General features: G+C 65.5%; 22 protein-coding genes. 19 read left to right on the forward strand and 3 right to left on the reverse strand.

Going from position 1 to position 23,028, the window contains the following annotated elements:
* The first annotated feature begins 608 nt into the window (after nucleotides 1-608).
* From GGD40_RS17325 to GGD40_RS17410, 18 genes are read left to right on the forward strand one after another with little or no spacing between them, the layout of a single operon-like run.
* The gene (locus tag GGD40_RS17325; protein ID WP_179744353.1) at nucleotides 609-1,373 is read left to right on the forward strand and encodes a beta-ketoacyl synthase chain length factor; all 765 of its coding nucleotides are present in this window, start codon (nucleotides 609-611) and stop codon (nucleotides 1,371-1,373) included.
* Nucleotides 1,357-2,151 carry a lysophospholipid acyltransferase family protein gene (locus tag GGD40_RS17330; RefSeq protein WP_179744354.1) on the forward strand — a complete coding sequence of 265 codons (795 nt, stop codon included), beginning with the start codon at nucleotides 1,357-1,359 and terminating at the stop codon, nucleotides 2,149-2,151. The genes GGD40_RS17325 and GGD40_RS17330 overlap by 17 nt, the downstream gene beginning before the upstream one ends.
* The gene (locus GGD40_RS17335) at nucleotides 2,126-2,425 is read left to right on the forward strand and encodes a phosphopantetheine-binding protein (RefSeq protein WP_035547715.1); all 300 of its coding nucleotides are present in this window, start codon (nucleotides 2,126-2,128) and stop codon (nucleotides 2,423-2,425) included. Before GGD40_RS17330 ends, GGD40_RS17335 begins: the two co-directional genes overlap by 26 nt.
* 3 nt (nucleotides 2,426-2,428) lie before the next feature.
* Entirely contained in the window at nucleotides 2,429-2,680 is a 252-nt protein-coding gene (locus GGD40_RS17340; protein WP_035547711.1) for an acyl carrier protein, read from the forward strand.
* Entirely contained in the window at nucleotides 2,680-3,375 is a 696-nt protein-coding gene (locus tag GGD40_RS17345) for a hypothetical protein (protein WP_179744355.1), read from the forward strand. The genes GGD40_RS17340 and GGD40_RS17345 overlap by 1 nt, the downstream gene beginning before the upstream one ends.
* Nucleotides 3,372-5,138, forward strand: coding sequence for an AMP-binding protein (locus tag GGD40_RS17350; RefSeq protein WP_179744356.1), 1,767 nt, complete (start codon nucleotides 3,372-3,374; stop codon nucleotides 5,136-5,138). Before GGD40_RS17345 ends, GGD40_RS17350 begins: the two co-directional genes overlap by 4 nt.
* Nucleotides 5,138-6,889, forward strand: coding sequence for a glycosyltransferase family 2 protein (locus tag GGD40_RS17355; RefSeq protein ID WP_179744357.1), 1,752 nt, complete (start codon nucleotides 5,138-5,140; stop codon nucleotides 6,887-6,889). The genes GGD40_RS17350 and GGD40_RS17355 overlap by 1 nt, the downstream gene beginning before the upstream one ends.
* Nucleotides 6,876-8,489, forward strand: a complete 1,614-nt coding sequence (locus GGD40_RS17360) for an HAL/PAL/TAL family ammonia-lyase (protein WP_179744358.1) — start codon at nucleotides 6,876-6,878, stop codon at nucleotides 8,487-8,489. The genes GGD40_RS17355 and GGD40_RS17360 overlap by 14 nt, the downstream gene beginning before the upstream one ends.
* Nucleotides 8,486-8,917, forward strand: a complete 432-nt coding sequence (locus GGD40_RS17365; protein WP_179744359.1) for an acyl-CoA thioesterase — start codon at nucleotides 8,486-8,488, stop codon at nucleotides 8,915-8,917. The genes GGD40_RS17360 and GGD40_RS17365 overlap by 4 nt, the downstream gene beginning before the upstream one ends.
* The gene (locus GGD40_RS17370; protein WP_179744360.1) at nucleotides 8,905-9,612 is read left to right on the forward strand and encodes an outer membrane lipoprotein carrier protein LolA; all 708 of its coding nucleotides are present in this window, start codon (nucleotides 8,905-8,907) and stop codon (nucleotides 9,610-9,612) included. Before GGD40_RS17365 ends, GGD40_RS17370 begins: the two co-directional genes overlap by 13 nt.
* Nucleotides 9,612-12,110 carry an MMPL family transporter gene (locus GGD40_RS17375; protein WP_179744361.1) on the forward strand — a complete coding sequence of 833 codons (2,499 nt, stop codon included), beginning with the start codon at nucleotides 9,612-9,614 and terminating at the stop codon, nucleotides 12,108-12,110. The genes GGD40_RS17370 and GGD40_RS17375 overlap by 1 nt, the downstream gene beginning before the upstream one ends.
* Complete coding sequence (locus GGD40_RS17380; RefSeq protein WP_179744362.1) at nucleotides 12,107-13,291, forward strand: beta-ketoacyl-[acyl-carrier-protein] synthase family protein; 1,185 nt, start codon at nucleotides 12,107-12,109, stop codon at nucleotides 13,289-13,291. The genes GGD40_RS17375 and GGD40_RS17380 overlap by 4 nt, the downstream gene beginning before the upstream one ends.
* A 47-nt stretch (nucleotides 13,292-13,338) precedes the next feature.
* A complete protein-coding gene (locus tag GGD40_RS17385; protein ID WP_179744962.1) occupies nucleotides 13,339-13,839 on the forward strand; it encodes a hotdog family protein in 501 nt (166 codons plus the stop codon).
* The gene (locus GGD40_RS17390; RefSeq protein WP_179703369.1) at nucleotides 13,836-14,561 is read left to right on the forward strand and encodes a 3-ketoacyl-ACP reductase FabG2; all 726 of its coding nucleotides are present in this window, start codon (nucleotides 13,836-13,838) and stop codon (nucleotides 14,559-14,561) included. The genes GGD40_RS17385 and GGD40_RS17390 overlap by 4 nt, the downstream gene beginning before the upstream one ends.
* On the forward strand, nucleotides 14,561-15,787 hold the full coding sequence (locus GGD40_RS17395) for a beta-ketoacyl-ACP synthase (RefSeq protein ID WP_179744363.1): 1,227 nt from the start codon (nucleotides 14,561-14,563) through the stop codon (nucleotides 15,785-15,787). Before GGD40_RS17390 ends, GGD40_RS17395 begins: the two co-directional genes overlap by 1 nt.
* Entirely contained in the window at nucleotides 15,784-17,037 is a 1,254-nt protein-coding gene (locus GGD40_RS17400) for a beta-ketoacyl-[acyl-carrier-protein] synthase family protein (protein ID WP_179744364.1), read from the forward strand. Before GGD40_RS17395 ends, GGD40_RS17400 begins: the two co-directional genes overlap by 4 nt.
* Before the next feature lie 37 nt (nucleotides 17,038-17,074).
* Nucleotides 17,075-17,563, forward strand: coding sequence for a signal peptidase (locus GGD40_RS17405; RefSeq protein WP_179744365.1), 489 nt, complete (start codon nucleotides 17,075-17,077; stop codon nucleotides 17,561-17,563).
* 51 nt (nucleotides 17,564-17,614) lie between these two features.
* The gene (locus tag GGD40_RS17410) at nucleotides 17,615-18,058 is read left to right on the forward strand and encodes an excinuclease ABC subunit A (RefSeq protein ID WP_179744366.1); all 444 of its coding nucleotides are present in this window, start codon (nucleotides 17,615-17,617) and stop codon (nucleotides 18,056-18,058) included.
* Nucleotides 18,059-18,227: 169 nt separating this feature from the next.
* Here the strand turns inward: GGD40_RS17410 and GGD40_RS17415 are convergent, their stop codons facing one another.
* Nucleotides 18,228-18,956 carry a class I SAM-dependent methyltransferase gene (locus GGD40_RS17415; RefSeq protein ID WP_179744367.1) on the reverse strand — a complete coding sequence of 243 codons (729 nt, stop codon included), beginning with the start codon at nucleotides 18,954-18,956 and terminating at the stop codon, nucleotides 18,228-18,230.
* A gap of 109 nt (nucleotides 18,957-19,065) precedes the next feature.
* On the opposite strand from GGD40_RS17415, the gene GGD40_RS17420 reads away from it, so the two are divergent.
* A complete protein-coding gene (locus GGD40_RS17420; RefSeq protein WP_373565292.1) occupies nucleotides 19,066-20,337 on the forward strand; it encodes an NAD(P)/FAD-dependent oxidoreductase in 1,272 nt (423 codons plus the stop codon).
* Between the two features lie 90 nt (nucleotides 20,338-20,427).
* Here the strand turns inward: GGD40_RS17420 and guaD are convergent, their stop codons facing one another.
* Together guaD and GGD40_RS17430 are read right to left on the reverse strand one after the other, a co-directional pair.
* Complete coding sequence (gene guaD, locus GGD40_RS17425) at nucleotides 20,428-21,792, reverse strand: guanine deaminase (RefSeq protein ID WP_179744369.1); 1,365 nt, start codon at nucleotides 21,790-21,792, stop codon at nucleotides 20,428-20,430.
* Between the two features lie 105 nt (nucleotides 21,793-21,897).
* A complete protein-coding gene (locus tag GGD40_RS17430) occupies nucleotides 21,898-22,950 on the reverse strand; it encodes an adenosine deaminase (RefSeq protein ID WP_179744370.1) in 1,053 nt (350 codons plus the stop codon).
* Between the last annotated feature and the right edge of the window lie 78 nt (nucleotides 22,951-23,028).

A 23,028-nucleotide genomic window follows, 5' to 3' on the forward strand; every position in this document is an offset into this window, starting at 1 on the left:
GTGAGGACGCGCTCCGGCAATCCAGGCGGAAGAAACAGAACGGCCCGGCAGGGATGACCTGTCGGGCCGTTTCGTTTTACCGCCCGCCAGCATGCATGGCCCGTAGCGCGGATTAAAACGAGGCGCCGCCTGAAGTTAGAGAATTCGTCAAATGAAACAGTTATTAAGAAAGTTAAATGAAAGTATTGGGGCGTAAGGATATCGTCCCTTGCATCGCCGCCGGCGGCCGAGCCCGGCGGGGCAGGGCGCGGGGCGCAAGCGCGGCGCGGGGAAGTGCCGCCGGAGCGGCCTGCCGCGCATTTGACGATCCGTCGTGCAGGCGATACGGATACAGATGGATACGTCTTTTGTGGCTGATTTAATCCACAATATTCAGTATGATTCGGCCACCGTACGGGGGCTCGGGACAATTTGTCACATCAATTGTCAACGGTGCCTAAATAAATGGGGCGCGGTGCCGTTAATTCGCTGAACCCTATATAAGAAAACTGGATCTGGATTGACTCCCGGCTGGAGATTGCCGGACCGCGCGGCGCCCGCACGCTGCGACGGCTGCGTATTCCGTCAGGCGCTTCAGCCTCTCCTCGCATCAACGCGCGAACACCGATATGCCCGATCTGCACTGGACCATTCCGGTCGCTCGCTGGTCTAGCTGGCCTGCTGCCGCATCTGCCGCACCCGACATCGGCTTTATCGAGCCGATCGTACGGCGTCGTCTCAGCACTCTGTCCCGAGTCGCGCTGAAGGTTGCGCACGAGTGCGTCGCGCAGGAGCCGGCACGGGTCGTGTTCGCGTCTCGTCACGGCGAACTGCGTCGGACCACCGACATTTTGCGCGCCATCAGCGCGGGCGAGCCGGTGTCGCCGACCGCGTTCAGCCTGTCGGTGCTCAACGCGATGACCGGCGTGTTCGGCATTGCGCGCGGCGACCGGTCCGCGGCCAGCGCGATTTCGGCCGGCGCCGAAACGCTCGGCTACGCGCTGCTGGAAGCGCATGCGCAATACGCGGCGCAACCCGGCTCGCCGGTGCTGCTGGTATATGCCGACGAGCCGGCCGATCCGGCCTACGGCACGATCGAAGACGAAGTGCCGGGCGGCGCGCTGGCGATCCTGCTGGATAGCGACGCAGCGACAGGGCGACTGATGTGCAGGTTGTCCGGCAGTGACGGCGCGGGCATGGCTGATGCGTCTGACCCGGCGCACGCGTCAGGCAGCGCAGACAGTCCGACCGGCGGCGCAATCCACCCCGCCCCCAAGACTACTTTCGCGACGCAAAGCCAGGCACTGCTGCACTGCCTGGAAACCGGCAACCCGGGCGCCTGGCAACACGCCGACGCCACCTGGCACTGGAGCTGGCATGACCTCGCGGCTTGATCACGGCTGGCGCCTCTGCGCGACAGGCATGGCCTTCGTGGTGTTCGGCGTATGCGGCACCCTGTTTTCGGTGCTGGTGTTTCCGCTTGCATGGCTATGGCCGCACCGCGCGTCGCGACAGTTCGCGGTGACGAGCGTGATCCACTGGTTTTTCCGCGCGCTGGTCGAGGTGCTGCAGCGCGTCGGCGTGATGGAGCTCGACGTGTCGAACGTCGAGGCGTTGCGCGCGGGCGGCCCGGCGATCGTGGTCGCGAATCACCCCACTTATCTCGACGTGGTGGTGCTGCTGTCGCTCACGCCGCACGCCTGTTGCGTGGTGAAAAACGCGCATTGGAGTAACCCCTGTTTCTGGGGCATCGTGCGCTCGGCGGAATACGTCAGCAACGCCGATCCCTCGGAACTCGTCGAGGCCGGTGCGCGGCAGCTGGCGGCCGGCTACACGATGATTATTTTCCCGGAAGGCACGCGCAGTCCCGCGCCGAACCGCTTGCATGCGTTTTCGCGCGGTTTCGCGCACATGGCCCTGAAGGTCGGCGCGCCGATCGTGCCGGTGCTGATGGACTGCAATCCCCCCGCTTTCACCAAGCAGATGCGCTGGTACGACGTGCCGGCGCGCGCATTCCGGATACGCGTGAACGTCCTCGAACCGCTCGACGTCGAGCAGCTCGCGGCGCACGACGCGACACCGGCCCTTGCGGCGCGCAGCGTGACGAGCGCCATCGAAGCACACATTACTCAGCACCTGTTCGATTATGGATTCTTTAAAACTGGAAATTAAACAGCTTCTGATCGAGGCCCTCGATCTGGAAGACCTGAGCCCCGCCGATATCGACGACGACGCCCCGTTGTTCGATACCGACGGCATCGGTCTCGATTCGATCGATGCACTCGAAATCGGCATCGTGCTGCGCAAACAATACCAACTGACCATCGCAGCGAACGACGAACGCACGCGCGAACATTTCCGTTCGATCAGCACCCTGGCCGCGCTCGTCGCGAGCCAGCGCGAAGCGGCGCACGCTGTGAATGAAACCACCAGAAAGGGGGAATAAATCGTGTCCGAGGCTGAGATTCTTGAGCGCATCCGCGCCATTTTCAAAGAGAACTTCGCGATCGAACCGGAGCGCGTGACGCCCGAAGCGAATCTGTTCGAAGAGCTCGATCTCGACAGCATCGACGCTGTCGACCTGGCGATCAAACTGCAGGAAATGACCGGCCGCCGTATCAAGCCGGAAGAGTTCAAGTCGGTGCGCACGGTCGGCGATGTGATCGGTGCGGTCGAATCGCTGCTGGCGGCACAAGGCTGATGTTCGCCACGCGCTCGCGTAGGCAAGCGGCGGCGGATCAGGCCGGCGCCGACGTTCACGTCACGACCGCCGGGACCGTCCCGGTTTCGTCGGACGCCGGGCGCAACTGGGCCAAAACCGTCGTACAGGTGCTGTTGAAGCTCGCCTATCCCGCGCTGATTCTGTGCGCGTGGCGCTGGGACACGCCGCGTTACGTCGGCTGCATGCTGTTCGCGATCCTGTGGTTGCAGCGCTGGGCCGGCAGCGGTCCGGTCGCGACTTCGCTGCGGCGGCTTTCGTCGATCGATTGGACCGTGGTCGGCTTGCTGAGCGGCGCGTCGGCGGCGATCGTGCTGACCAATAGCGAACTGCTGTTGCGCCTGTATCCGTCGCTCGTCAATCTGGGGCTGTTGATCGCGTTCGGCGCGACGCTCGTGCGCGGGCCGTCGATGATCGAAAAATTCGCGCGGCTCGGCAATCCTGATCTGCCGCCGCGCGCGGTGCGTCATACGTGGCGCGTGACTCAGGTGTGGTGCGGTTTCTTCGCGCTGAACGGCGCGTTTTCCGCTTATACGGCGCTGTACTGGAGCCGCGCGAGCTGGTCGCTGTATAACGGCGCGATCGCGTATGGGCTGATCGGCGTGCTGCTGGTGGCCGAGATTGTGTGGCGCTATCTGGTGGTGCTGCCGCGAGCCGCGCGTTCGGAGGCGGCATGATTGCGTTGCACGATGTGTTGTCGGTGGCCGGCGATGCGGCCGGGTTGAAAACGCCGGTATGTCGCGATGGCGGCGTGGTGCTAGATCGCGCTGCGTTTCGCGCGCGTGTGGCGGGGTGGATCGCGCTACTGCAAACGCGCGACGCGCAACGCTACGCGCTGTGTATCGACGATCCCTTTGATTTTGCCTGCGCGTTGTTCGCGCTGTTCGCGTGTGGAAAAGAGCCGGTGATTCCGGCGAATGCGACGCCGGGGTATCTCGCCGATCTGGCCGATGCTTATGACGCGGTGCTGACGGATGCGGATTTGCCGCTGTTCGTGGCGAGTGATAGCGCCGAGGCTGGCGCGAATGCTGCGGCGAATGTGAACGCTGCGACCAACGCCAACGCCAACGCCGAGGCAACCCCCACGGCCTACGCAGCTCACCCCATCGATCCGCAAGCCCCGCTCACGCTTTACACCTCCGGCAGCAGCGGCACCCCGAAGCCGATCCGCAAAACGCTCGCACAATTCAACGCCGAAGTGCACACGCTCGAACGCCAATGGGGCGCACTCGTCGGCGATGCGACGATGCTCGCGAGCGTGCCGCATCACCACATCTACGGTTTGCTGTTTCGCGTGTTGTGGCCGCTCGCGGCGGGCCGCGCATTCGACCGCGCGATCAGCCTGGAACCCTTGCATCTGCAACAGCAGATCGACCAGGGCGGCGCGACGGTCGTGGTGTCGACGCCCGCGCAACTGTCGCGTTGGCCCGCGCTGCCCGGCTTTGCCGCATTGACGCCGGCGCCGCGCGCGTTCTTCTCGTCGGGCGGTCCGCTCGCGCTGGACGCCGCGCAGGAATACGCCGCGGCCTACGGTGCCGCGCCGCTCGAAATCTACGGCAGCACGGAGACCGGCGGCATTGCGTGGCGGCGTCAGGATCAGACGGACGCCTGGCAACCGGTCGCCGGTATCGAAGTGCGTCGCGACGAAGACGGCGCGCTGAACGTGCGCTCGCCGCATCTCGACCACCGCGGCTGGCATCGTACCGACGACCAGATCGCGCTCGACGCCGACGGCCGTTTCCGTCTGCAAGGACGGCTGGATCGCGTGCTGAAGCTGGACGGCAAGCGCGTGTCGCTGCCGGAACTGGAAGCGCGTCTCGCGCGGCATCCGTATGTCGCGCAAGCGGCGCTGGTGCCGCTGGAAGGCGCCACGCGCGAGCGCGTCGGCGCGGTGGTGGCGTTGACCGAAGCGGGCAGCGAGGCGTTGCGCGACGAAGGCCGCGTGGCGCTTGCGAAGACGCTGCGCCGTTATCTCGCCGACTATTTCGATGTCGTCGTGCTGCCGCGACACTGGCGGTTTCGCGCGACGCTGCCGTTCGACGCACGCGGCAAGCTGCCGGTCGCGGCGCTCGCCGCCGCGTTCGAGCCGCGCAGCGAAGGCATGGAAGTGCTCGCCGAAGCGCGCAGCGGCGACACGCTGCACTACGACCTGCGCGTGCCGCCCACGCTCGTGCATTTCGCCGGCCATTTCCCGGGGCTGCCGATTCTGCCCGGCGTCGTGCAGGTCGACTGGGCGATCCGCCTCGCCGCCGATCATGTACCGGCCGCGCGCGCGATTGCATCGGTCGACCGTTTGAAGTTCATGGCGCCGGTTGCGCCGGGCGCGGTGCTGAAACTCACCCTGGCCCACGACGCCGAGCGTCGGCGCGTGCAGTTCGTCTACAAACTGAGCGGTCGTGAATGCGCGTCCGGGGTGATCGTCTACCGGGAGCCCGCGTGATGAAATTCGCCGCGTGCATCGTCATTCCGATCTACAACCATAAAGACGCGATCGGCGCGACCGTCGCTCATCTCGCGGTGCATGGCTTGCCGCTGTTCGTCGTCGACGATGGCAGCGACGAGCCGACCCAGCAGGTGCTCGCCGCGCTCGCGCAGCAGTACGCGGGTCAGTTGACGCTGTTGCGTTTGCCGGTCAACGGCGGCAAAGGCGCGGCGGTGATGGCGGGGCTGCGCGCTGCGCGTCGCGCCGGTTTCACACACGCGTTGCAGATCGATGCCGACGGTCAGCACGACGCCACCGACGTGCCGCGTTTCATCGAAGCCGCGCAAGCCGAACCCGGCGCGGTGATTCTCGGTCGCCCGGTCTACGACGAGAGCGTGCCGAAAGCGCGCCTCTACGGCCGGTATCTGACGCACGTGTGGGTGTGGATCGAAACGCTGTCGCTGACCATTCGCGATTCGATGTGCGGATTCCGTCTGTATCCGCTGGCGCTCGTCTGCGAGTTGATCGACCGTGTGCAGTTGCCCACGCGCATGGACTTCGACATCGAGATCCTCGTGCGCCTCTACTGGCGGCGCGCGGCGTTCCGCTCCATTCCGACGCGCGTCACGTATGCCGCCGACGGCGTGTCGCATTTCGACGTGCTGTGGGACAACGTGCGTATCAGTCGCAGCCATACGCGGCTCGTGTTCGGCATGCTGTGGCGTCTGCCGATGCTGCTCGCGCACAAGGTGATGCCGCGCCGTGCGGTACTCGCGGATGCCGGAACTGACCAAAGCGCTGCAGGCCACAAGCACGACAAAACCCAGCAGGACTGGTGGCGTATCGCCGAACGCGGCAGCCACCTCGGCATGTCTTTGCTCGCGCTCAGTTGCAAGCTGTTCGGCCGCCGTTTCACCGCGCTGTGGCTGCATCCGATCGTCGCGTATTTTCTGCTGACGGGCCGCGCCGCGCGCGAAGCGTCGAGAAACTACTTCAGACATCTCAGCGAAGCCGCGCCGCATGGCGACACGCCGCGTCCCGGCTGGCTGTCCGCGTACCGGCACATGCTGGCGTTCGCGCAATCGGGCTTCGACAAGCTCGCGGCGTGGTCCGGCCGCGTCAACAACGCCGACGTCAAATTCGAAGACCCCGCCGCCTTCCAGGCCCTGACCGCGAGCGGCAAGGGTGCGCTCGTGATCGGCGCGCATCTCGGCAATCTGGAAATGACCCGCGCGCTCGCCGCGCAGGGCGCCTATGCGAAGGTCACCGCGGTGGTCTATACCGAGCACGCGCGCCGCTTCAACAGCGTGCTGGCGTCGGCCAATAGCGAGTTCGCGCGCCATCTGCTCGAAGTCCGCGACTTCGGTCCCGAGACCGCGATGCTAATGCAGGAACGCGTGGATAACGGCGAGTTGCTGGTGATCGTCGGCGACCGCGTGCCGGCGCACGAAACGGGCCGCACGACCGAAGCGCAATTTCTCGGCTCGGCCGCGCCGTTCGCGCAAGGCCCTTATGTGCTCGCGCACGCGCTGGGCTGCCCGGTCTATCTGTTTTTCTGTCTGAAAGAACAGGACGGTTACCGTCTTTATTTCGAGCCGTTCGCCGAGCGCATCGAACTGCCGCGTCGCGAACGCGCGCAACATCTCGCGGCATGGGCGCAACGGTACGCCGCGCGGCTCGAATACTATTGCCGCAAGGCTCCTTATCAATGGTTCAACTTCTTCGATTTCTGGGCCAGCCCCAAGCGAGGCGCGAATGGCCGAACATGATCTGATCGATGCGTCGGTAGCCGACGCGAAAGTGAACGCAAGCGCCAATGCCGATGCAAACGCCGTCGTGGTCGGCGGCCGCAAGCTGACGATCGAAGAGGTCGTCGCGATTGCACATCAGCGTGCGCCGATCGCGCTGAGCGCCGATCCGGCGTGGCGCGCGCGTATCCAGCGCGGCGCGGATTTCCTGCGCCGTCATCTGGCGGAGGGCGCGACCGTCTACGGCGTCAACACCGGTTACGGCGATGCCTGCGTGGTCGACGTGCCGATGGAACTGGTCGAAGCGCTGCCGCTGCAACTGACGCGTTATCACGGCTGCGGCATGGGCCAGTATCTCGACGACGCGCAAACCCTCGCGGTGATCGCCGCGCGTTTGAACTCGCTCGCTTATGGTTTTTCCGGCGTGCGTCCCGTGTTGCTCGAACGGCTCGCCGATCTGGTCAATCATCGCGTGCTGCCGCGCATTCCGTCGGAAGGCTCGGTGGGCGCGAGCGGCGACCTGACGCCGCTGTCGTATGTGGCCGCCGCGTTGGCGGGCGAGCGCGACGTGATGTTCGCCGGGCAACTGCGCGACGTGCGCGACGTCTGGAGCGAACTCGGTCACGCGCCGCTCACGCTCGCGCCGAAAGAAGGCCTCGCGCTGATGAACGGCACCGCGGTGATGACGGGCCTCGCCTGTCTCGCGTTTGCGCGCGCCGATCATCTGACGCGTCTCACCGCGCGTCTCACGGCGCTCTGCACGGTGGCGCTCGACGGCCGCGCCGCGCACTTCGACGCGATGCTGTTCGAAGTGAAACCGCACGCGGGCCAGGCCGAAGCCGCAGCCTGGATTCGCGACGATCTGAGCGGGCGCGACGATACGCCGGGGCACCGGCTGCAGGACCGCTATTCGATTCGCTGCGCGCCGCACGTGATCGGCGTGGCGCGCGACGCGCTGACCTGGGTGCGTCGCGACGTCGAGAACGAGTTGAACAGCGCGAACGACAACCCGCTGATCGATCCCGACAACGGACGCGTGCTGCACGGCGGCAACTTCTACGGCGGCCATATCGCGTTCGCGATGGACTCGCTGAAAGTTGCGGTGGCCAATCTCGCCGATCTGATGGACCGGCAACTCGCGTTGCTGGTCGACGTGAACTTCAACAATGGCTTGCCGCGCAATCTGTCCGGCGCGGCGCCCGCGCGGGCGGCGATCAATCACGGCTTCAAGGCGGTGCAGATTTCGTCGTCCGCTTGGACTGCCGAAGCGTTGAAGAACACGATGCCCGCGAGCGTGTTCTCACGCTCCACCGAGGCGCACAACCAGGACAAGGTCAGCATGGGCACGATCGCCGCGCGCGACTGTTTGCGCGTGCTGGAATTGACCGAGCAGGTCGCCGCCGCGCATACGCTGGCAACAGTGCAGGCCGCGCGCCTGCGCCTGAGGCTCGACAGCGCGACGCCGGTGCCGGCGCCGCTGCAGGGCTTTATGGACAGCGTGACGGCGGCGTCGCCGTTCGTCGACGAAGACCGTGCGCTCGAACACGAGTTGCGTGCGCTGACTGCGCGCATTGCCGATTGCGACCTGCTGCACGACTATCGCGGAGGGGCGCACGCATGAGCGAGTCCCGCAAAGTTCCGAGCGCGAGCGCCATGGTCGAAGTGCCGTTCCACGACGTCGATGCGATGAACGTCTGCTGGCACGGCCATTATCTGAAGTACTTCGAGATCGGCCGCGCGGCGCTGCTGCGTACCTTCGATTACGACTATCGCGAGATGCAGGCGTCCGGCTATCTGTGGCCGATCGTCGAGGTGCATCTCAAGTATGTGCGGCCGGCCATTTACGGCCAGCAGATCGAAGTGCGCACGCAACTGCTCGAACACGAAAATCGCCTGAAAATAGGCTATGAAATCGTCGATTGCGCGTCCGGTACGCGGCTGACCAAAGGCTATACGATCCAGGTCGCGATCGATGCCGCGACCCAGGAACTGCAGTTCGTGTCGCCGCCGGTCGTGTTCGACAAGCTGGAGCGCGCATGGGGACAATGAGCTTGCGCGCGGCGCTGGTGAGCGGCTGGGTCGCACTCGGTGCGTGCGGCGTGCTGGGTGCGCTCGCATGGCCGCTGTCCGTCGTGGCCGCGCAATCGTCGCAGACATCGGAGACATCGCAGTCATCCGCTGCGGGCAATCCCGCGCTGGTCTCGCAGATCGCCGCACATCTCGCGCAGGCCAAGGGCGTGCGCGCGCAGTTCACGCAGACGCAGACGCTCGCCGCGATGAAGCAGCCGCTCGTCAGCAGCGGCTCGCTGCTGTTCTTCCGCGAACGCGGCGTGATCTGGCAGATCGACACGCCGTACAAAGCCACCTACGTGATCACCGATGCCGGTGTCACCGAACTCAACGCCGCCGGCCAGCGCGTGACGACTCACAGCGCAAAAGGCGCACGCGGCGTCGCGCAAGTGTCGAAGATGATGCGCGCGATGCTCGGCGGCGATCTGTCCGCGCTGTACTCGCAATTCGACGTGCAAGCCGAAGGCAGCGCCGCGCAATGGCGCATGCAACTCACGCCGAACCAGCCGCAGATTGCGCAATCGATCAAAGGCCTGGAGATGAGCGGCGGCGACTATCTGCAAAGCTTGCGCATCACGCTCGCGAACGGCGACGTGACGAAGCTCGACTTCACGAAGAGCGCGGCGGTCGCCGAACTCACGCCGGCTGAACGCAGCCTGCTCGGAGCGCCGTAATGGACATGCTGCAACAGCGGTCCGCGAAACAGGCGTGGAGCGTGCGCGCCGCATGGCTGCTGCTTGCGCTGATCGCGACGCTGTATTGCGGCTGGCGCTTCGCGGGACCGTCGCCGTTGCAGACCAATCTGCTCGCGCTGTTGCCGGCCACCGAGGCCGACCCGGTCGCCGAACAGGCCGTTGATACGCTGGCGAGCGCGCTCGGCGATCGCACGGTGTTCCTCGTCACCAGCAAGGACGACGCGCATGCGAAGGCCGCGGCCCGGCAATTGGGCGCGTCGCTGCGGCGGAGTGGGGCGTTTGGTTCGGTGACGGCGGAGTTGCCGCCGTTCGATCTGTCGCAGATCGGCGCGTTGTATATGCCGTATCGCTTTGGGCTGCTGACGCCGGCCGATCGTGCGGCGCTGTCGGGCGCCGCCAGTGACGCGATCGCCACGACGCCGCACGACGCACCGCAGAGTGCCTCCGAGACGGGCGCCTCGCAGCAATCCACCCTGCACGACGCGCTCGCGCAACGCATCTACAGCCCGCTGCACGGCGCCCTGACGACGCCACTCGCCGACGATCCCTTCGGTTGGCTCGAACACTGGCTAAGCAACCTGCCGCTCGCCACCACGAATCTCGAACTCGAAGACAACCTGCTGGTATCGCATCGCGGCGCCGCGACCAGCGTGCTGATCGTCGCGACCTTGCCGGGCTCGGCGTACGAAACGAAGACGCAGCACGCCGTGCTCGCCGCGCTCGCCCGAGGCGAACAGCAACTCCAGTCATCTTTCCCCGACGTCTCGGTCGCGCGAACCGGCGCGGTGTTCTACGCGGAATCGGCGCGAAGCGCTTCCGAACATGAGGTGCATCTGATCGGTATCGCGTCGCTGTGCGGCATCGCGCTTCTGATGATGTGGGTGTTCCGTTCGCCGCGTCTGCTGCTGCTCGGTTTTGTGTCGACGGCGCTCGGCATTGTCTGCGCGCTCGCCGTGACGATGCTGGTGTTCGGCAAACTCCATCTGTTGACGCTGGTGTTCGGCGCGAGCCTGATCGGCGAGGCCGTCGACTATTCGATCCAGTATTTCGTGGTCTATCTCGGCGCGGGCCGCGATTGGGATGCCCGGCGCGGCGCGCGCGCGGTGCGTCCCGCGCTCACGGTCGCATTGACGACCAGCCTGCTCGGCTACGCGATCCTCATGTGGGTGCCGTTCCCCGCGCTCAAGCAGATTGCGTGCTTCGCGATGGCGGGCATCACGACGGCATTCGCCTCCGTGCTCTGGCTGTTGCCCGCCTTGCTGACGCGTCCGCCGAAGCGCAGTCCGCGGCGCCTGTTCGCGGGCGCGGCACGTGGGCTGACGGTCTGGCATCGCACGATCGGCGGCCGGCGCGCGTGGTTCGTCGCGGCGCTGCTGCTGATCGTCGCGATTCCCGGCTGGCTGCGTTTGACCAGCGACGACGATATCCATCTGCTGATCCAGCGCGATCCGTCGCTCGTCGCGCAGGAGGACAAGGTGCGTGACGCGATCGGCGTGGACAACAGCGCGCAGTTTTTCGTCGTGCGTGGCGAGACGCCGGAGTTCGTGTTGCAACGCGCCGAAGCGCTGGGCACGAAACTGGATGCGTTGAACGGGACCGCGAACAAGGTGGGCAGCTATCAATCGGTCGCGCAATTCGTGCCGTCCGCGAAACAGCAGAACGACGATCATGCGTTGCTCGCGCAACACGTCTTCAATGACCCGGCCGCGTTGCGCGCGACGCTGCTGCAAGCCGGCTTCAAGGACGAAGTCGCCGACGCGTGGCTCGCCGCGTTCGCCAAACCGCAAGCGCCGTTGACCGTGAACACATGGCTCGCCGCGCCCTGGTCGCAACCGTATCGGCATTTGTGGCTCGGCGAAGTCGATCCTGCAACGAAAGCGTATGCCGCCGTGGTGATTCCGCAGGGCGTGACGCCACAGAACGAACCCGTGTTGATCGCGACCGCGCAAAGTCTGCCGGGCGTGGTGTTCGTCGACAAAGCCGCGAGCGTGTCGAAGCTGTTCGGCGCGTATCGCGTGGATAGCGGCTGGTGGCTCGGCGGCGCGCTTGCGCTGGTGCTGATTCTGCTGGTGGTGAGATATGCCCAGAAAGAAGCCCGCCTGGCCGATCGCCTGCGCGGCGGCGTTGCCGTGACCTTGCCGGTGTTACTCGCCGTGGGCGTCACGCTGGCCGCATTCGGCTATGCGCACGTGCCGCTCAACCTGTTCAACTGGCTCGCACTCATGCTGGTGCTCGGCGTTGGCGCAAACTATGCCGTGTTTCTGCGCGAAGGCTGTCTGCGCGCGGATGCGGATCTCGGCGCGGTCTGGACCGGCGTGTTGCTCTCGTCGGCCACAACGCTGTTGTCGTTCGGCATGCTCGGCATGAGCGCCATGCCCGCGCTGAAAAGTTTCGGCGCCACGCTCGCGCTCGGCATTCTCGTCTCGGTGCTGCTCGCGCCGATCGGCATGCCATCGGAATCAAGGAGGGTCGCATGAAGGCGCCATCAGTTTATTTGCACGCGCTCGGCATGATCAACGCGCTCGGCGGCGACCTCGACCACATCGCTCCTGCGCTCGCCGCCGCGCAGTCGCCCGGCATGGGCAGCGCGCATACGGGAATCGGCGAGGCGTTCGTCGGCAGCGTGCTCGCGCCGCTCGATCTGGCGCCGCCCGCCGAGCTCGCGCGTTACGACTGCCGCAACAACCGCCTGCTGCTCGCCGCGTTGACGCAGATCGCCTCCGCCGTCGACCTCGCGCGCGAACGTTACGGCGCGCACCGGATCGGCGTAGTGCTCGGCACCAGCACGTCGGGCATCGAAGCGGCCGAAGCCGCGTTCGTCTATCAGGCGCAGGCCGGCAGCTTGCCCGCGAACTTCAATTACCGGCAGATGGAAATCGGCACGGCCGCGCCATTCGCCGCCGCCGTGCTTAGTTTGCGTGGGCCGGCGTTCACGATTTCGACGGCCTGCACGTCGAGCGCGAAGGCGTTTGCGTCGGCGCGTCGTCTGCTGCAATTGCAGTTGTGCGATGCGGTGGTGGTGGGCGGTGTGGATTCGCTGTGCGAGTTGACGGTGCAGGGTTTCGCCTCGCTTGAATCGACCAGCGCCGTGCGCACCAATCCGATGAGCCGCAATCGTTGCGGGATCAACGTCGGCGAAGGCGCGGCGGTGTTTCTGATGAGCCGAGACGAAGCGACGGTGCGGCTCGCGGGCGTCGGCGAGTCGAGCGACGCGCATCACATTTCGGCGCCGGACCCGCAAGGCGTGGGCGGCGAACTCGCGCTGCGCGAAGCGCTCGCGGATGCGGGCGTCGCGTCGTCGGCGATCGGCTATGTGAATCTGCATGCCACCGCCACCCGCAAGAACGACGAGATGGAAGCCGGCCTGATGGCGCGCGTGTTCCCCGACGGCGTCGCGGCGAGCGGCACCAAGCCGTTGACCGGCCATCAGCTCGGCGCGGCCGGCGCCACGGAACTCGGCTTCGCGTGGCTGACGCTGTCGCGCGACGACGTGCCGTTGCCGCGTCATGTGTGGGACGGCGAGGCCGATCCTTCACTACCGGCGTTGGACCTCGTCGAGAACGAGCGTTTTCTGTCGCGCGGCGCGGACTCGCAGTACGTGATGAGCAATTCGTTTGCTTTCGGCGGCAGCAATGTCAGCCTGATTCTGGCCCGGTAATGCGCACCATGACTACGACGACGCTAACCCCGACCACGCCGGCTGCGATGCCAACGCCAACGCCAACGCCAACGCTGACCCACGAGCAATTACTGCAACAGCCGATCGAAGCGATCATCCCGCATCGCGGCACCATGCTGCTGATCGACGCCGTGGAAGCCTTCGACGACGACACGCTGAGCGCGCGCGCCACCGTCCACGCCGACGCCTGGTACGCGGACGCCGACGGCGCGATGCCCGCATGGCTCGGCATCGAACTGATGGCGCAGGCGATCGCCGCGCACGTCGCGTTGCTGGCCATGCGCGGCGGCGGCCGGGCGCGGCCCGGTGTCCTGCTCGGCTCGCGCAGTTACAAAGCGCTGGAGACGTCGTTCAGCGGCGGCGCGCAGTTGCGCGTTCACGTCACCGAACTGCTGCGCAGCGAAGAAGGCCACGGCGCGTACGAATGCACGATCCATCACGGCGATCTGCACTGCGCGGAAGCCGTCATCAAGGTGTTTCAACCGCCCGATTTTCAGTCATTCATTGAGGGGAGTTTCAGTTCATGAGCCGGCGTGTTCTCGTTACCGGCGCAAGCCGTGGCATTGGCCGTGCAATTGCGTATAAGTTGGCCGCCGACGGCTTCGCCGTCTCCGTGCATTGCCGCACGGGACGCACCGAAGCCGAAGCGGTTGCGACGGGCATCGCCGCGCAGGGCGGCACGGCACGCGTGCTGCAATTCGACGTGCGCGAACGCGCCGTGTGCCGCGACGTGCTCGAAGCGGATGTGGCCGCGCACGGCCCGTACTACGGGATCGTTTGCAGCGCGGGCGTGACCCGCGACGCCGCGTTTCCCGCGCTCACCGAAGAAGACTGGGACATTGTGATCGAAACCGGTCTCGACTCGTTTTACAACGTCGTGCATCCGCTGACCATGCCGATGGTGCGCGCCCGCAAGGGCGGCCGGATCGTCACGATCGCGTCGGTATCCGGCGTGATGGGCAATCGCGGCCAGGTCAACTACAGCGCGGCGAAAGCCGGCCTGATCGGCGCTAGCAAGGCGCTCGCCGTCGAACTGGCGACGCGCAATATCACCGTCAACTGCGTGGCGCCGGGTCTGATCGAGACCGGCATGCTCGAAGAACTGCAACTCGAGCACGCGCTGAAGACGGTGCCGATGAACCGCGTCGGCCAGCCTGCCGAGGTGGCGTCCGTGGTCAGCTTCCTGATGTCGGATGCGGCCTCGTACGTCACGCGTCAGGTGATCGGCGTCAACGGTGGGATGGTGTGATGAAGCGTGTCGTCATTACCGGCATGGGCGGCGTCACGGCGTTCGGCGATAGCTGGGACGCGATCGAGCCGCGCCTGAGAAGCGGCGTGAACGCGGTGCGCCGCATGCCCGAATGGGATTACTTCGAGTCGCTGCATACGCGGCTCGCGTGTCCGTTGCCGGAATTCAAGCTGCCCACGCACTATCCGCGCAAGAAGACCCGTTCGATGGGCCCGGTGTCGATGTATTCCGTGCGCGCCAGCGAACTCGCGCTCGCCGACGCCGGCCTCGCCGATAACGACACGATCAAGGACGGCCGCATGGGCGTCGCCTACGGTTCGTCGTCGGGCTCGGTGCAGCCGATCCGCGCGTTCGGCACGATGCTCGAAACCGGCTCGATGGGCGACGTCACGTCGAACAGCTACGTGCAGATGATGCCGCACACCACGGCGGTCAACGTGAGCCTGTTCTGGGACCTCAAAGGTCGGATCATTCCCACCTCGTGCGCGTGCGCGTCGGGCAGTCAGGCGATCGGCTACGCGTATGAGGCGATCCAGAGCGGCAAGCAGACGCTGATGCTGGCGGGCGGCGCGGAAGAGTTGTCGGGCCCCGCGGTCGCCGTGTTCGACACGCTGTACGCGACCAGCACGCGCAACGACGAGCCGCATCTGACGCCGCGTCCTTTCGATGCCGCGCGCGATGGCCTCGTGGTCGGCGAAGGCGCGGCCACGCTGGTGCTCGAAGAATACGAACATGCCATGGCGCGCGGCGCGCGGATTCACGCGGAGATCGTCGGCTTCGGCTGCAATTCGGACGGCGCGCATATGACCCAGCCGACCGCCGAAACCATGGCGCTCGCCATGCAACTCGCGCTGCGCGACGCGCAACTGCCGCCTGAAGCAATTCAGTATGTGAACGCGCACGGCACGTCGACGGATCGCGGCGATATCGCCGAAAGCCATGCGACCGCGCAGACCTTCGGCGCGCACATGCCGATCAGTTCGCTGAAGAGCTATGTCGGCCACACGCTCGGCGCGTGCGGCGCGCTCGAAGCGTGGTGGACCATCGAAATGATGAAGCGCAACTGGTATGCGCCGACCCTGAACCTGAACAACGTCGACCTGGCTTGCGCGCCGCTCGATTACATCGTCGGTACGGGCCGTGAGATCGACGCCGACTACGTGATGAGCAACAACTTCGCGTTCGGCGGCATCAATACGTCGCTGATTTTCAGGCGCGTTCGATGAGCGTGGCGCTGCAACGGGTCGTCGTGACCGGCATGGGGATCGTGTCGTGTCTCGGCAATACGCTCGACGGCGTGTCCGCCGCGTTGCGCTCGGGCCGCTCGCGGATCGAGCGGATCGACGCGTGGCGCGAGCGCGGCTTCGGCTCGCAGGTGGCGGGCGTGGCCTCGGTCGCGCACGAGCCGCCGTTCGAGCGCAAGCTCGAGCGCTTCATGGGCGACACCGCGCGTTTTGCGTGCCACGCCGCGCGCCAGGCGATCGACGACGCCGGGCTCGTTCAAGCCACGCTGCGTTCACCGCAAGCGGGCACGGTGATCGGCTCGGGCGTCGGCAATATGCTGAGTTACGACGCGGCCATGCTGATCGCCAACGCGCGCGGCGTCGACAAGGTGCCGCCGTACGTCGTACCGCACGCCATGAGCAGCACCGCGTCGGCCAATGTTGCGCAGGTGTTCGGGCTCGAAGGCGTTAGCTATTCGCCGTCGTCGGCGTGTACCACGTCGGCGCTGGCGATCGGGCAGGCCATGCAGCTGATTCAGAGCGGCCGCCAGCAGATCGTGCTGGCCGGCGGCAGCGAATCGCTGCACGACAACATGACGCTGATGTTCGATTCGATGGGCGCGTTGTCGCGGCGCTTCAACGACACGCCGCAGCACGCGTCGCGGCCGTACGACACGGCGCGCGACGGTTTCGTGATCGCCTCGGGCGCCGGCGTGCTGGTGCTCGAAGCGCGCGATCACGCGCTGGCGCGCGGCGCGCGCATCTACGCGGAGCTGACCGGTTTCGGCGACTGCACCGACAGCGCCGGCATGGTCACGCCGCGCGCGGCCGGCATCGCGCGGGCCATGCGCGGTGCGCTGAGCGAAGCGGGCAAGCGGCCGGACTACATCAACGCGCACGCGCCGTCGACACCGCTCGGCGACGTCGAAGAACTGCGCGCGCTGAGCGACGTGTTCGGCGCCGCGTCCGACCAGTCCTTCGGCCACGGCGTGCCGGCGTTCTCGTCGACCAAGGGCATGACCGGACATCCGCTCGGCGCGTGCGGCGCGCACGAGGCGATCTATACGTTGCTGATGATGCGCGACGGTTTCATCGCGGGCACGGCGGGCATCGAGACGCCGGAGCCGGCGCTGGGCGATTTGCCGCTCGTGCGTACTACGCGCGACGCGCGGATCGACACGGCGATGTCGGTTTCGTTTGGGTTCGGCGGCAGTTGCGCGAGCCTGATGTTTGAAGCGTGGCAAGGCGGCTGAGACGGCCGCTAACTTAAAAAAACCGAGGGCGATAACAATGAAAAAGATGATGGGTGTGCTGGGCGCGCTGGCCGTCGTGGCGCTGACGCAGGCAGGTTGCGCGACGCAGGTGCTGTCGGTGCCGCTGAGTGCGGCCGGCGGTCAATCGGGCGGCGGCGGGCCGGTTCATCTCGGCAAACCGGCGTCGCTGAACGCGGCAGGCGGTCAAGCGGGTGACAGCGTGCAGGTGTATTTCGGCCAGCAGGATCACCCGGCGGTGACGAGCCAGTTGGGTGAGGTGTCGTATTCGGTGCGGATCGCCCGTCAGGTCGCCACGCCGGACGCCGCGTGCCACATGGCGCTCGCCGAGGCGGTGCGCAAGCTGCGCGCGGCGGCGCTCGAGCGCCACGCGAATGCCGTGATCGACGTCGAGACTCGCTTTCATAGCACCGAGACCCGTTCGTCGACGGACTTCACTTGCGGCGTGAGTCCCAGCGCCGCCGCGATCGCGGTGAAGGGCCAGCTCGTCGTGCTGGACTCGAATTAAGTCGAATTGAAATAGAACTCACATAGCAACAACAACCACCAAGGAGTCTCCATGAAACGCCATCTGATGTGTGCTGCACTGATCGCTTCGTTTGCCACGTTGTGCGCCGCGCCGGCCTTCGCGCGCGACACCGTCGACAACTATCCGATCGACGCCGCCTTGCACAGCGAACCGGGCAAGGTCAGCGACGACATCGGCCTGTATTTCGCGGGTCAGCACCATGCGGCCGTTGTCAAATCGATGGGCGAATTCGCCACCAACAAGAAGACCAACGCATTCGGCAAGAGCGACCTGCAGGCTTGCCAGCACGTGTTTCTGTCGGCGGTGATCGAATTGCAGGAACGCGCGCGCAAGGAAGGCGGCAACGCGGTGATCAACATCAAGAGCAACTACAAGAACGAACTGCGTGAAAGCGCGACCGAGTTCACGTGCGGCGCGGGTGCGGTGATCGCGGGTGTGGCATTGACGGGTGACGTGGTGACGTTGCGCAAGTAGGCGCAGGTGGTTGGAAGCGGCGCCTCGCGGCGCGGCGAAGCATGAAGGCGGCAAGGCGGCGGCAGTGCATGTCGCCGCCTTGCGCCGCTAAAGCAGATAAGCAGGGAAGTGGGTAGCAGGTTTGATTCGTGCTGGAACGGTTTTGACTTGGCGAGCTTTAAAGCGCGCCTCAACCGACCTTGACCGCCGCCACATTGACCAGCGTCTCACGACGCTTGCCGGGCCGCGGATGGGACAGACCGATGCGTTCGAACAGACCGAAGTCTTTCGCGCGGCTCCACCACAGGTAAGGCAGCGAAACGTTGCGCTGGGTGAAGCTGAAGCCGCCACGGCGGATCATGTCGAGGTAGCCGTCGGCGCTCTTTTGCACCTGCATCGGATGACGGAACAGCAGCCGGATTACCCACGACTTGATGTACGCGTCGGTGGATTCGGCGAACAGCAGCACGCCGCCCGGTTTGAGCACACGGCGGAACTCGGCGAGCGCGCGGTCCTGCTCGACGAGATGATGAAAGGTTTGGTGGCAGAACACGATGTCGGCGCTTGCATCAGGCAGCGGCAGTTTCGCGCAGTCGCCGTGCAGCACGTCGATATCGGCGCACTGGGCGCGGCACGCGTTGGCCGCGTTCGTGGCGAGCGCCAGCGACGCCTCGTGAAAATCGACCCCGACAATGCGCCGCGGCCTGAATGCCTCGGCGAGCAGCCGGAACGAAATGCCCTGTCCGCAGCCGACGTCGACGATAACCGGCGCAGCCGGTAACGGCGTGTCGATCAGGCGTTTGAGGTCGTTGATCGCGACCCGCAGGACATGGTGTTCCCACGTGTGGGTACGCAGGAACCAGATCCCGAAGGCCGTTTCGGGCACGTACGGCACGCTGGATGTTTCGGATGGCGACACGCTGGGCTCCGCGGCGAAATTTTGTTTTTGCTGTGCCCCGGGCGCATTTTATGCGGGGCGTTTAGCAGGCAATTGTAACGAGACGTAAGGATGCAGCGTAACGCTGCACATGGCAAGCAAACGATTTGAGGCAAACTTGACTACACACACGTCAGAGCGCACTAGCGTCGATGTCGCGATCATCGGCGCGGGTCCGGCGGGCGCGGTTGCAGCAGCGCTGCTGCGCAAAGCGGGTCGTTCCGTGCTGGTGCTGGAGCGCCAGCATTTTCCGCGTTTCTCGATCGGCGAAAGCCTGCTGCCGCAGAGCATGGCCTACCTCGAAGAAGCCGGCATGTTGCAGGCCGTGGTCGAAGCCGGCTTCCAGTACAAGAACGGCGCGCATTTCATCTGCGGCGACAAGTCGTCGGCGTTCGACTTCCGCGACAAGCATTCGCCGGGCTGGGGCACGACCTACCAGGTCGAACGCGCGGTGTTCGACGACATTCTGATTCGCTGCGCGGCGCAGCAGGGCGCCGACGTGCGCTTCGGTCACGCGGTGCGCGCGGTTCACACCGGCGCGCGGCCATTGGTCGACGTGATCGACGAGGCGGATCGCGCGTATCAGATCGAAGCGCGTTTCGTGCTCGACGCGAGCGGCTTCGGCCGCGTGCTGCCGCGCCTGCTGAACCTCGAAGCGCCGACCGGCATGCCGACGCGCGCCGCGATCTTCACTCACGTGCAGGACGGCATTCCCGCCGGCGTTACCGACCGCAACAAGATCTGCGTGGCGACCCATCCGGAGCGCCGCGATGTGTGGTTCTGGATGATTCCGCTGGCGGGCGGCCGTTCGTCGGTGGGCTGCGTGGCCGAGGCGAGTTTTCTCGAAGTGCCGGAAGCGGCGCGTGACGCGAAGTTGCGCGAGTTGATCCAGCAGGAGCCGACGTTCAACCGGCTGATCGGCAACGCGCCGTTCCTGATGCCGGTGCGGCATATCGGCGGTTATGCGGCGAACGTGGAGCGCTTGCATGGGCCGGGTTACGCGTTGCTCGGCAATGCGGGCGAGTTTCTCGATCCGGTGTTCTCGTCGGGCGTGACGATCGCGTTGCGCTCCGCGCATCTCGCGGTCGAGACCTTGAACCGGCAACTGGATGGCGAAGAGGTCGACTGGTCCGCCGCTTACGACGTGCCGCTGCGCAAGGGGATCGATACGTTCCGCGCGTTTGTCGAGCGCTGGTACACCGGCGCGTTGCAGGACATCATCTTCTATCCGGAACAGGCGCCGTCGATCCGGCGGATGATCGCCGCGGTGCTGGCGGGTTATGCGTGGGACGAGTCGAATCCGTATGTCGCCGATCCGGTGCGACGGCTTAATGCGTTGCACGAGGTGTGTACGCAGCGTTGAGCGGGTTGTCCCGTGCGGTAAAAGGTTGAGCCAAAGAAAAACGGCGCTTCGAATCGAAGCGCCGTTTTTTCATTCAACTGGGGGCGGTTGTTATGCCGCGATCCTCGCCGTACGCGGTGCATGCACCCGCACGTCGTCGCGGCGATGCACGCGCTTGCCGGCCGCATACGTTTCATAGATCGCGCGATCGTCGCCGAGCAGCGCGAACGCGAACAGCAACTCTTCCAGCGATTCGGTGCGCGCGGTGCGGCGTGCGAGCAGCGGTGTCGCTTGCGGATCGAGCACCACGAAGTCCGCTTCCGACTTCGGCTTCAACGTGCCGACCTTATCCGCGAGGTCGAGTGCTTCGGCGGCGCCGGCGGTCGCCAGATAGAACATCCGCGTGGCGGTCAGATGGTGGCCGGTGAGGCGCGCAACCTTGTGCGCCTCGTTCATGGTTTGCAGCATCGAGAACGACGTGCCGCCGCCGACGTCGGTGGCGAGTGCGATCGGCATGCCGGCTGCGTCGGCCTTGTCGAAGTCGAACAGACCGCTGCCGAGGAACAGATTCGACGTCGGGCAGTGCGACGCGACCGCGCCGGTTTGCGCCATGCGCTTGCGGTCTTCCTCGTCGAGGTAGATGCAATGGCCGTACACCGCGCGGCGGCGCAGCAAACCGTAGTGATCGTAGATGTCCAGATAGCTGCGGTGGCCCGGGAACAGATCGGCGACCCACTTCACTTCGTCGGTGTTTTCCGCCACATGGCTCTGAATGAAGATGTCCGAATGCTCTTTGGCCAACACACCGCATGCTTCGAGTTGCGCTTCAGTCGAAGTCGGCGCGAAACGCGGCGTGAGCGCGTACATCTGGCGGCCACGGTTATGCCAGCGGCCGATCAACTCGGCGCTGTCGTCGTAGCCCGATTGCGGCGTGTCCTGCAGGAACTCGGGGCAATGGCGGTCCATCAGCACCTTGCCGGCCACCATCCGCAGATTGCGGGCTTCGCTTTCGGTGAAGAGCGCGTCGGCCGATTCCTTATGGACCGTGCAATACACCAGCGCGGTGGTGGTGCCGCAAGCCAGCAGTTCTTCGACGAAAAAGCTCGCGGTGTCTTGCGCATACGCCGGATCGCTGAAGCGGCGTTCGGTCGGGAACGTGTAGGTGTCGAGCCACGGCAACAGACCCGGCGCCGGCGAGGCGATCATGTCGGTCTGCGGATAGTGGATGTGCGTGTCGATGAAGCCCGGCACGATCAGCTTGTCGCGCATGTCCTGCACCTGGGTGCCGGGCGCGAGTTGCGACGCGAGCGCCGCATACGCGCCGGCCGCGACCACATGACCGTCTTCGACGATCAGCAAGCCGTCCTCGTTGAAGACCGCTGCGTTGGGCGATTGCGCGGGATCGCCGTTGAAGGTCAGCAGTTGCGCGCGAAATGCCGCTTGGCCTGCTTTAGCCGGGTTGGCCGAATGAGTCATGGAAAAACCGTCTCCGATTGTGGGAAGCTGAACAGCTCGGCGACGGTGTTCTGACTGCGCTCTCGGGAGAGCGTGCGCCGCCGCCGGCTGCTATACGTCGGCCCGTCAGTGCGGGCCGTCTGGGTGCCAGTGCGCGTCGAGCTTCGCGATCAGTTCGCTGCGTTGCTCGGGCGTGACGAACGACGCTTCGAAGCTGTTGCGGATGATCGTGTAGACCTCGGCATCGTTGAGCTTCAACGCGTCGATAGTGGCGAAATAATTGGCGTTCACGTAACCGCCGAAATAAGCGGGATCGTCGGAATTCACCGTCACGGCGACGCCGCGATCCAGCAGGTCTTTGAGCGTGTGTTTGGTCAGATCGTCGAACACGCACAGCTTCAGGTTGGACAGCGGACACACGGTCAACGCCACGCGCGAATCGGCCAGACGCGCGACGAGCGCCGGATCTTCGATACTGCGCACGCCGTGATCGACGCGGTCCACTTTCAGCAGATCGAGCGCTTCATAGATATACGACGGCGGACCTTCTTCGCCCGCATGCGCGACCAGTTTCAGGCCGAGCGCGCGCGCCTTCGCGAACACGCGTTCGAACTTCGAAGGCGGGTGGCCGCGCTCCGACGAATCGAGCCCCACGCCGATCAGGCGATGCTTGTACTGCTCGAACAGCGGCCGTGCTTCTTCGAAGGTGGCGAGCGCCTCTTCTTCCGACAGATGGCGCAGGAAACACAGAATCAGCTTGCTGGTCATGCCGCGCTTTTCAGCGTCGGCGAGCGCGCGTTCGATTCCGGCGACGGCCGTCGCGATCGGCACACCGCGTTCGGTGTGTGTCTGCGGATCGAAGAAAATCTCGCTGTGAATCACGTTGTCGGCGAGGCAGCGTTCCACATACGCCGTCGTCATGTCGTAGAAATCCTGCTCGTGCAGCAGCACGCTCGCGCCGGCGTAATAGATGTCGAGGAACGATTGCAGATCGGTGAACGCGTACGCGGCGCGCAACGCGTCGATCGAGTCGTACGCGAGCTTCACGCCGTTGCGCTCGGCGAGCGCGAAAATCAGCTCGGGTTCGAGCGAGCCTTCAATATGAATGTGCAACTCGGCCTTCGGTGCCCGCGCGGTTTTGTCGGCGAGCGTCGTGGGGGTAGCGGTCGTTGTAGTCATGGTCGGTCAGGGGTGGTGTTGGAGTCGGTTCGCACTGGATGCCATCGCCTTATCTGAGGGCTGTCGGACAAGGCGCCT

The organism is Paraburkholderia bryophila (genome assembly GCF_013409255.1).
In the GTDB taxonomy this organism is placed as follows: domain Bacteria; phylum Pseudomonadota; class Gammaproteobacteria; order Burkholderiales; family Burkholderiaceae; genus Paraburkholderia.

Coding starts and splice junctions, on each gene's coding strand:
- GGD40_RS17325 (WP_179744353.1), top strand. CDS start 609: ATGCCCGATCTGCACTGGACCATTCCGGTCGCTCGCTGGTCTAGCTGG.
- GGD40_RS17330 (WP_179744354.1), top strand. CDS start 1,357: ATGACCTCGCGGCTTGATCACGGCTGGCGCCTCTGCGCGACAGGCATG.
- GGD40_RS17335 (WP_035547715.1), top strand. CDS start 2,126: ATGGATTCTTTAAAACTGGAAATTAAACAGCTTCTGATCGAGGCCCTC.
- GGD40_RS17345 (WP_179744355.1), top strand. CDS start 2,680: ATGTTCGCCACGCGCTCGCGTAGGCAAGCGGCGGCGGATCAGGCCGGC.
- GGD40_RS17350 (WP_179744356.1), top strand. CDS start 3,372: ATGATTGCGTTGCACGATGTGTTGTCGGTGGCCGGCGATGCGGCCGGG.
- GGD40_RS17355 (WP_179744357.1), top strand. CDS start 5,138: ATGAAATTCGCCGCGTGCATCGTCATTCCGATCTACAACCATAAAGAC.
- GGD40_RS17360 (WP_179744358.1), top strand. CDS start 6,876: ATGGCCGAACATGATCTGATCGATGCGTCGGTAGCCGACGCGAAAGTG.
- GGD40_RS17365 (WP_179744359.1), top strand. CDS start 8,486: ATGAGCGAGTCCCGCAAAGTTCCGAGCGCGAGCGCCATGGTCGAAGTG.
- GGD40_RS17370 (WP_179744360.1), top strand. CDS start 8,905: ATGGGGACAATGAGCTTGCGCGCGGCGCTGGTGAGCGGCTGGGTCGCA.
- GGD40_RS17375 (WP_179744361.1), top strand. CDS start 9,612: ATGGACATGCTGCAACAGCGGTCCGCGAAACAGGCGTGGAGCGTGCGC.
- GGD40_RS17380 (WP_179744362.1), top strand. CDS start 12,107: ATGAAGGCGCCATCAGTTTATTTGCACGCGCTCGGCATGATCAACGCG.
- GGD40_RS17385 (WP_179744962.1), top strand. CDS start 13,339: ATGCCAACGCCAACGCCAACGCCAACGCTGACCCACGAGCAATTACTG.
- GGD40_RS17390 (WP_179703369.1), top strand. CDS start 13,836: ATGAGCCGGCGTGTTCTCGTTACCGGCGCAAGCCGTGGCATTGGCCGT.
- GGD40_RS17395 (WP_179744363.1), top strand. CDS start 14,561: ATGAAGCGTGTCGTCATTACCGGCATGGGCGGCGTCACGGCGTTCGGC.
- GGD40_RS17400 (WP_179744364.1), top strand. CDS start 15,784: ATGAGCGTGGCGCTGCAACGGGTCGTCGTGACCGGCATGGGGATCGTG.
- GGD40_RS17405 (WP_179744365.1), top strand. CDS start 17,075: ATGAAAAAGATGATGGGTGTGCTGGGCGCGCTGGCCGTCGTGGCGCTG.
- GGD40_RS17410 (WP_179744366.1), top strand. CDS start 17,615: ATGAAACGCCATCTGATGTGTGCTGCACTGATCGCTTCGTTTGCCACG.
- GGD40_RS17420 (WP_373565292.1), top strand. CDS start 19,066: ATGGCAAGCAAACGATTTGAGGCAAACTTGACTACACACACGTCAGAG.
- guaD (WP_179744369.1), bottom strand. CDS start 21,792: ATGACTCATTCGGCCAACCCGGCTAAAGCAGGCCAAGCGGCATTTCGC.
- GGD40_RS17430 (WP_179744370.1), bottom strand. CDS start 22,950: ATGACTACAACGACCGCTACCCCCACGACGCTCGCCGACAAAACCGCG.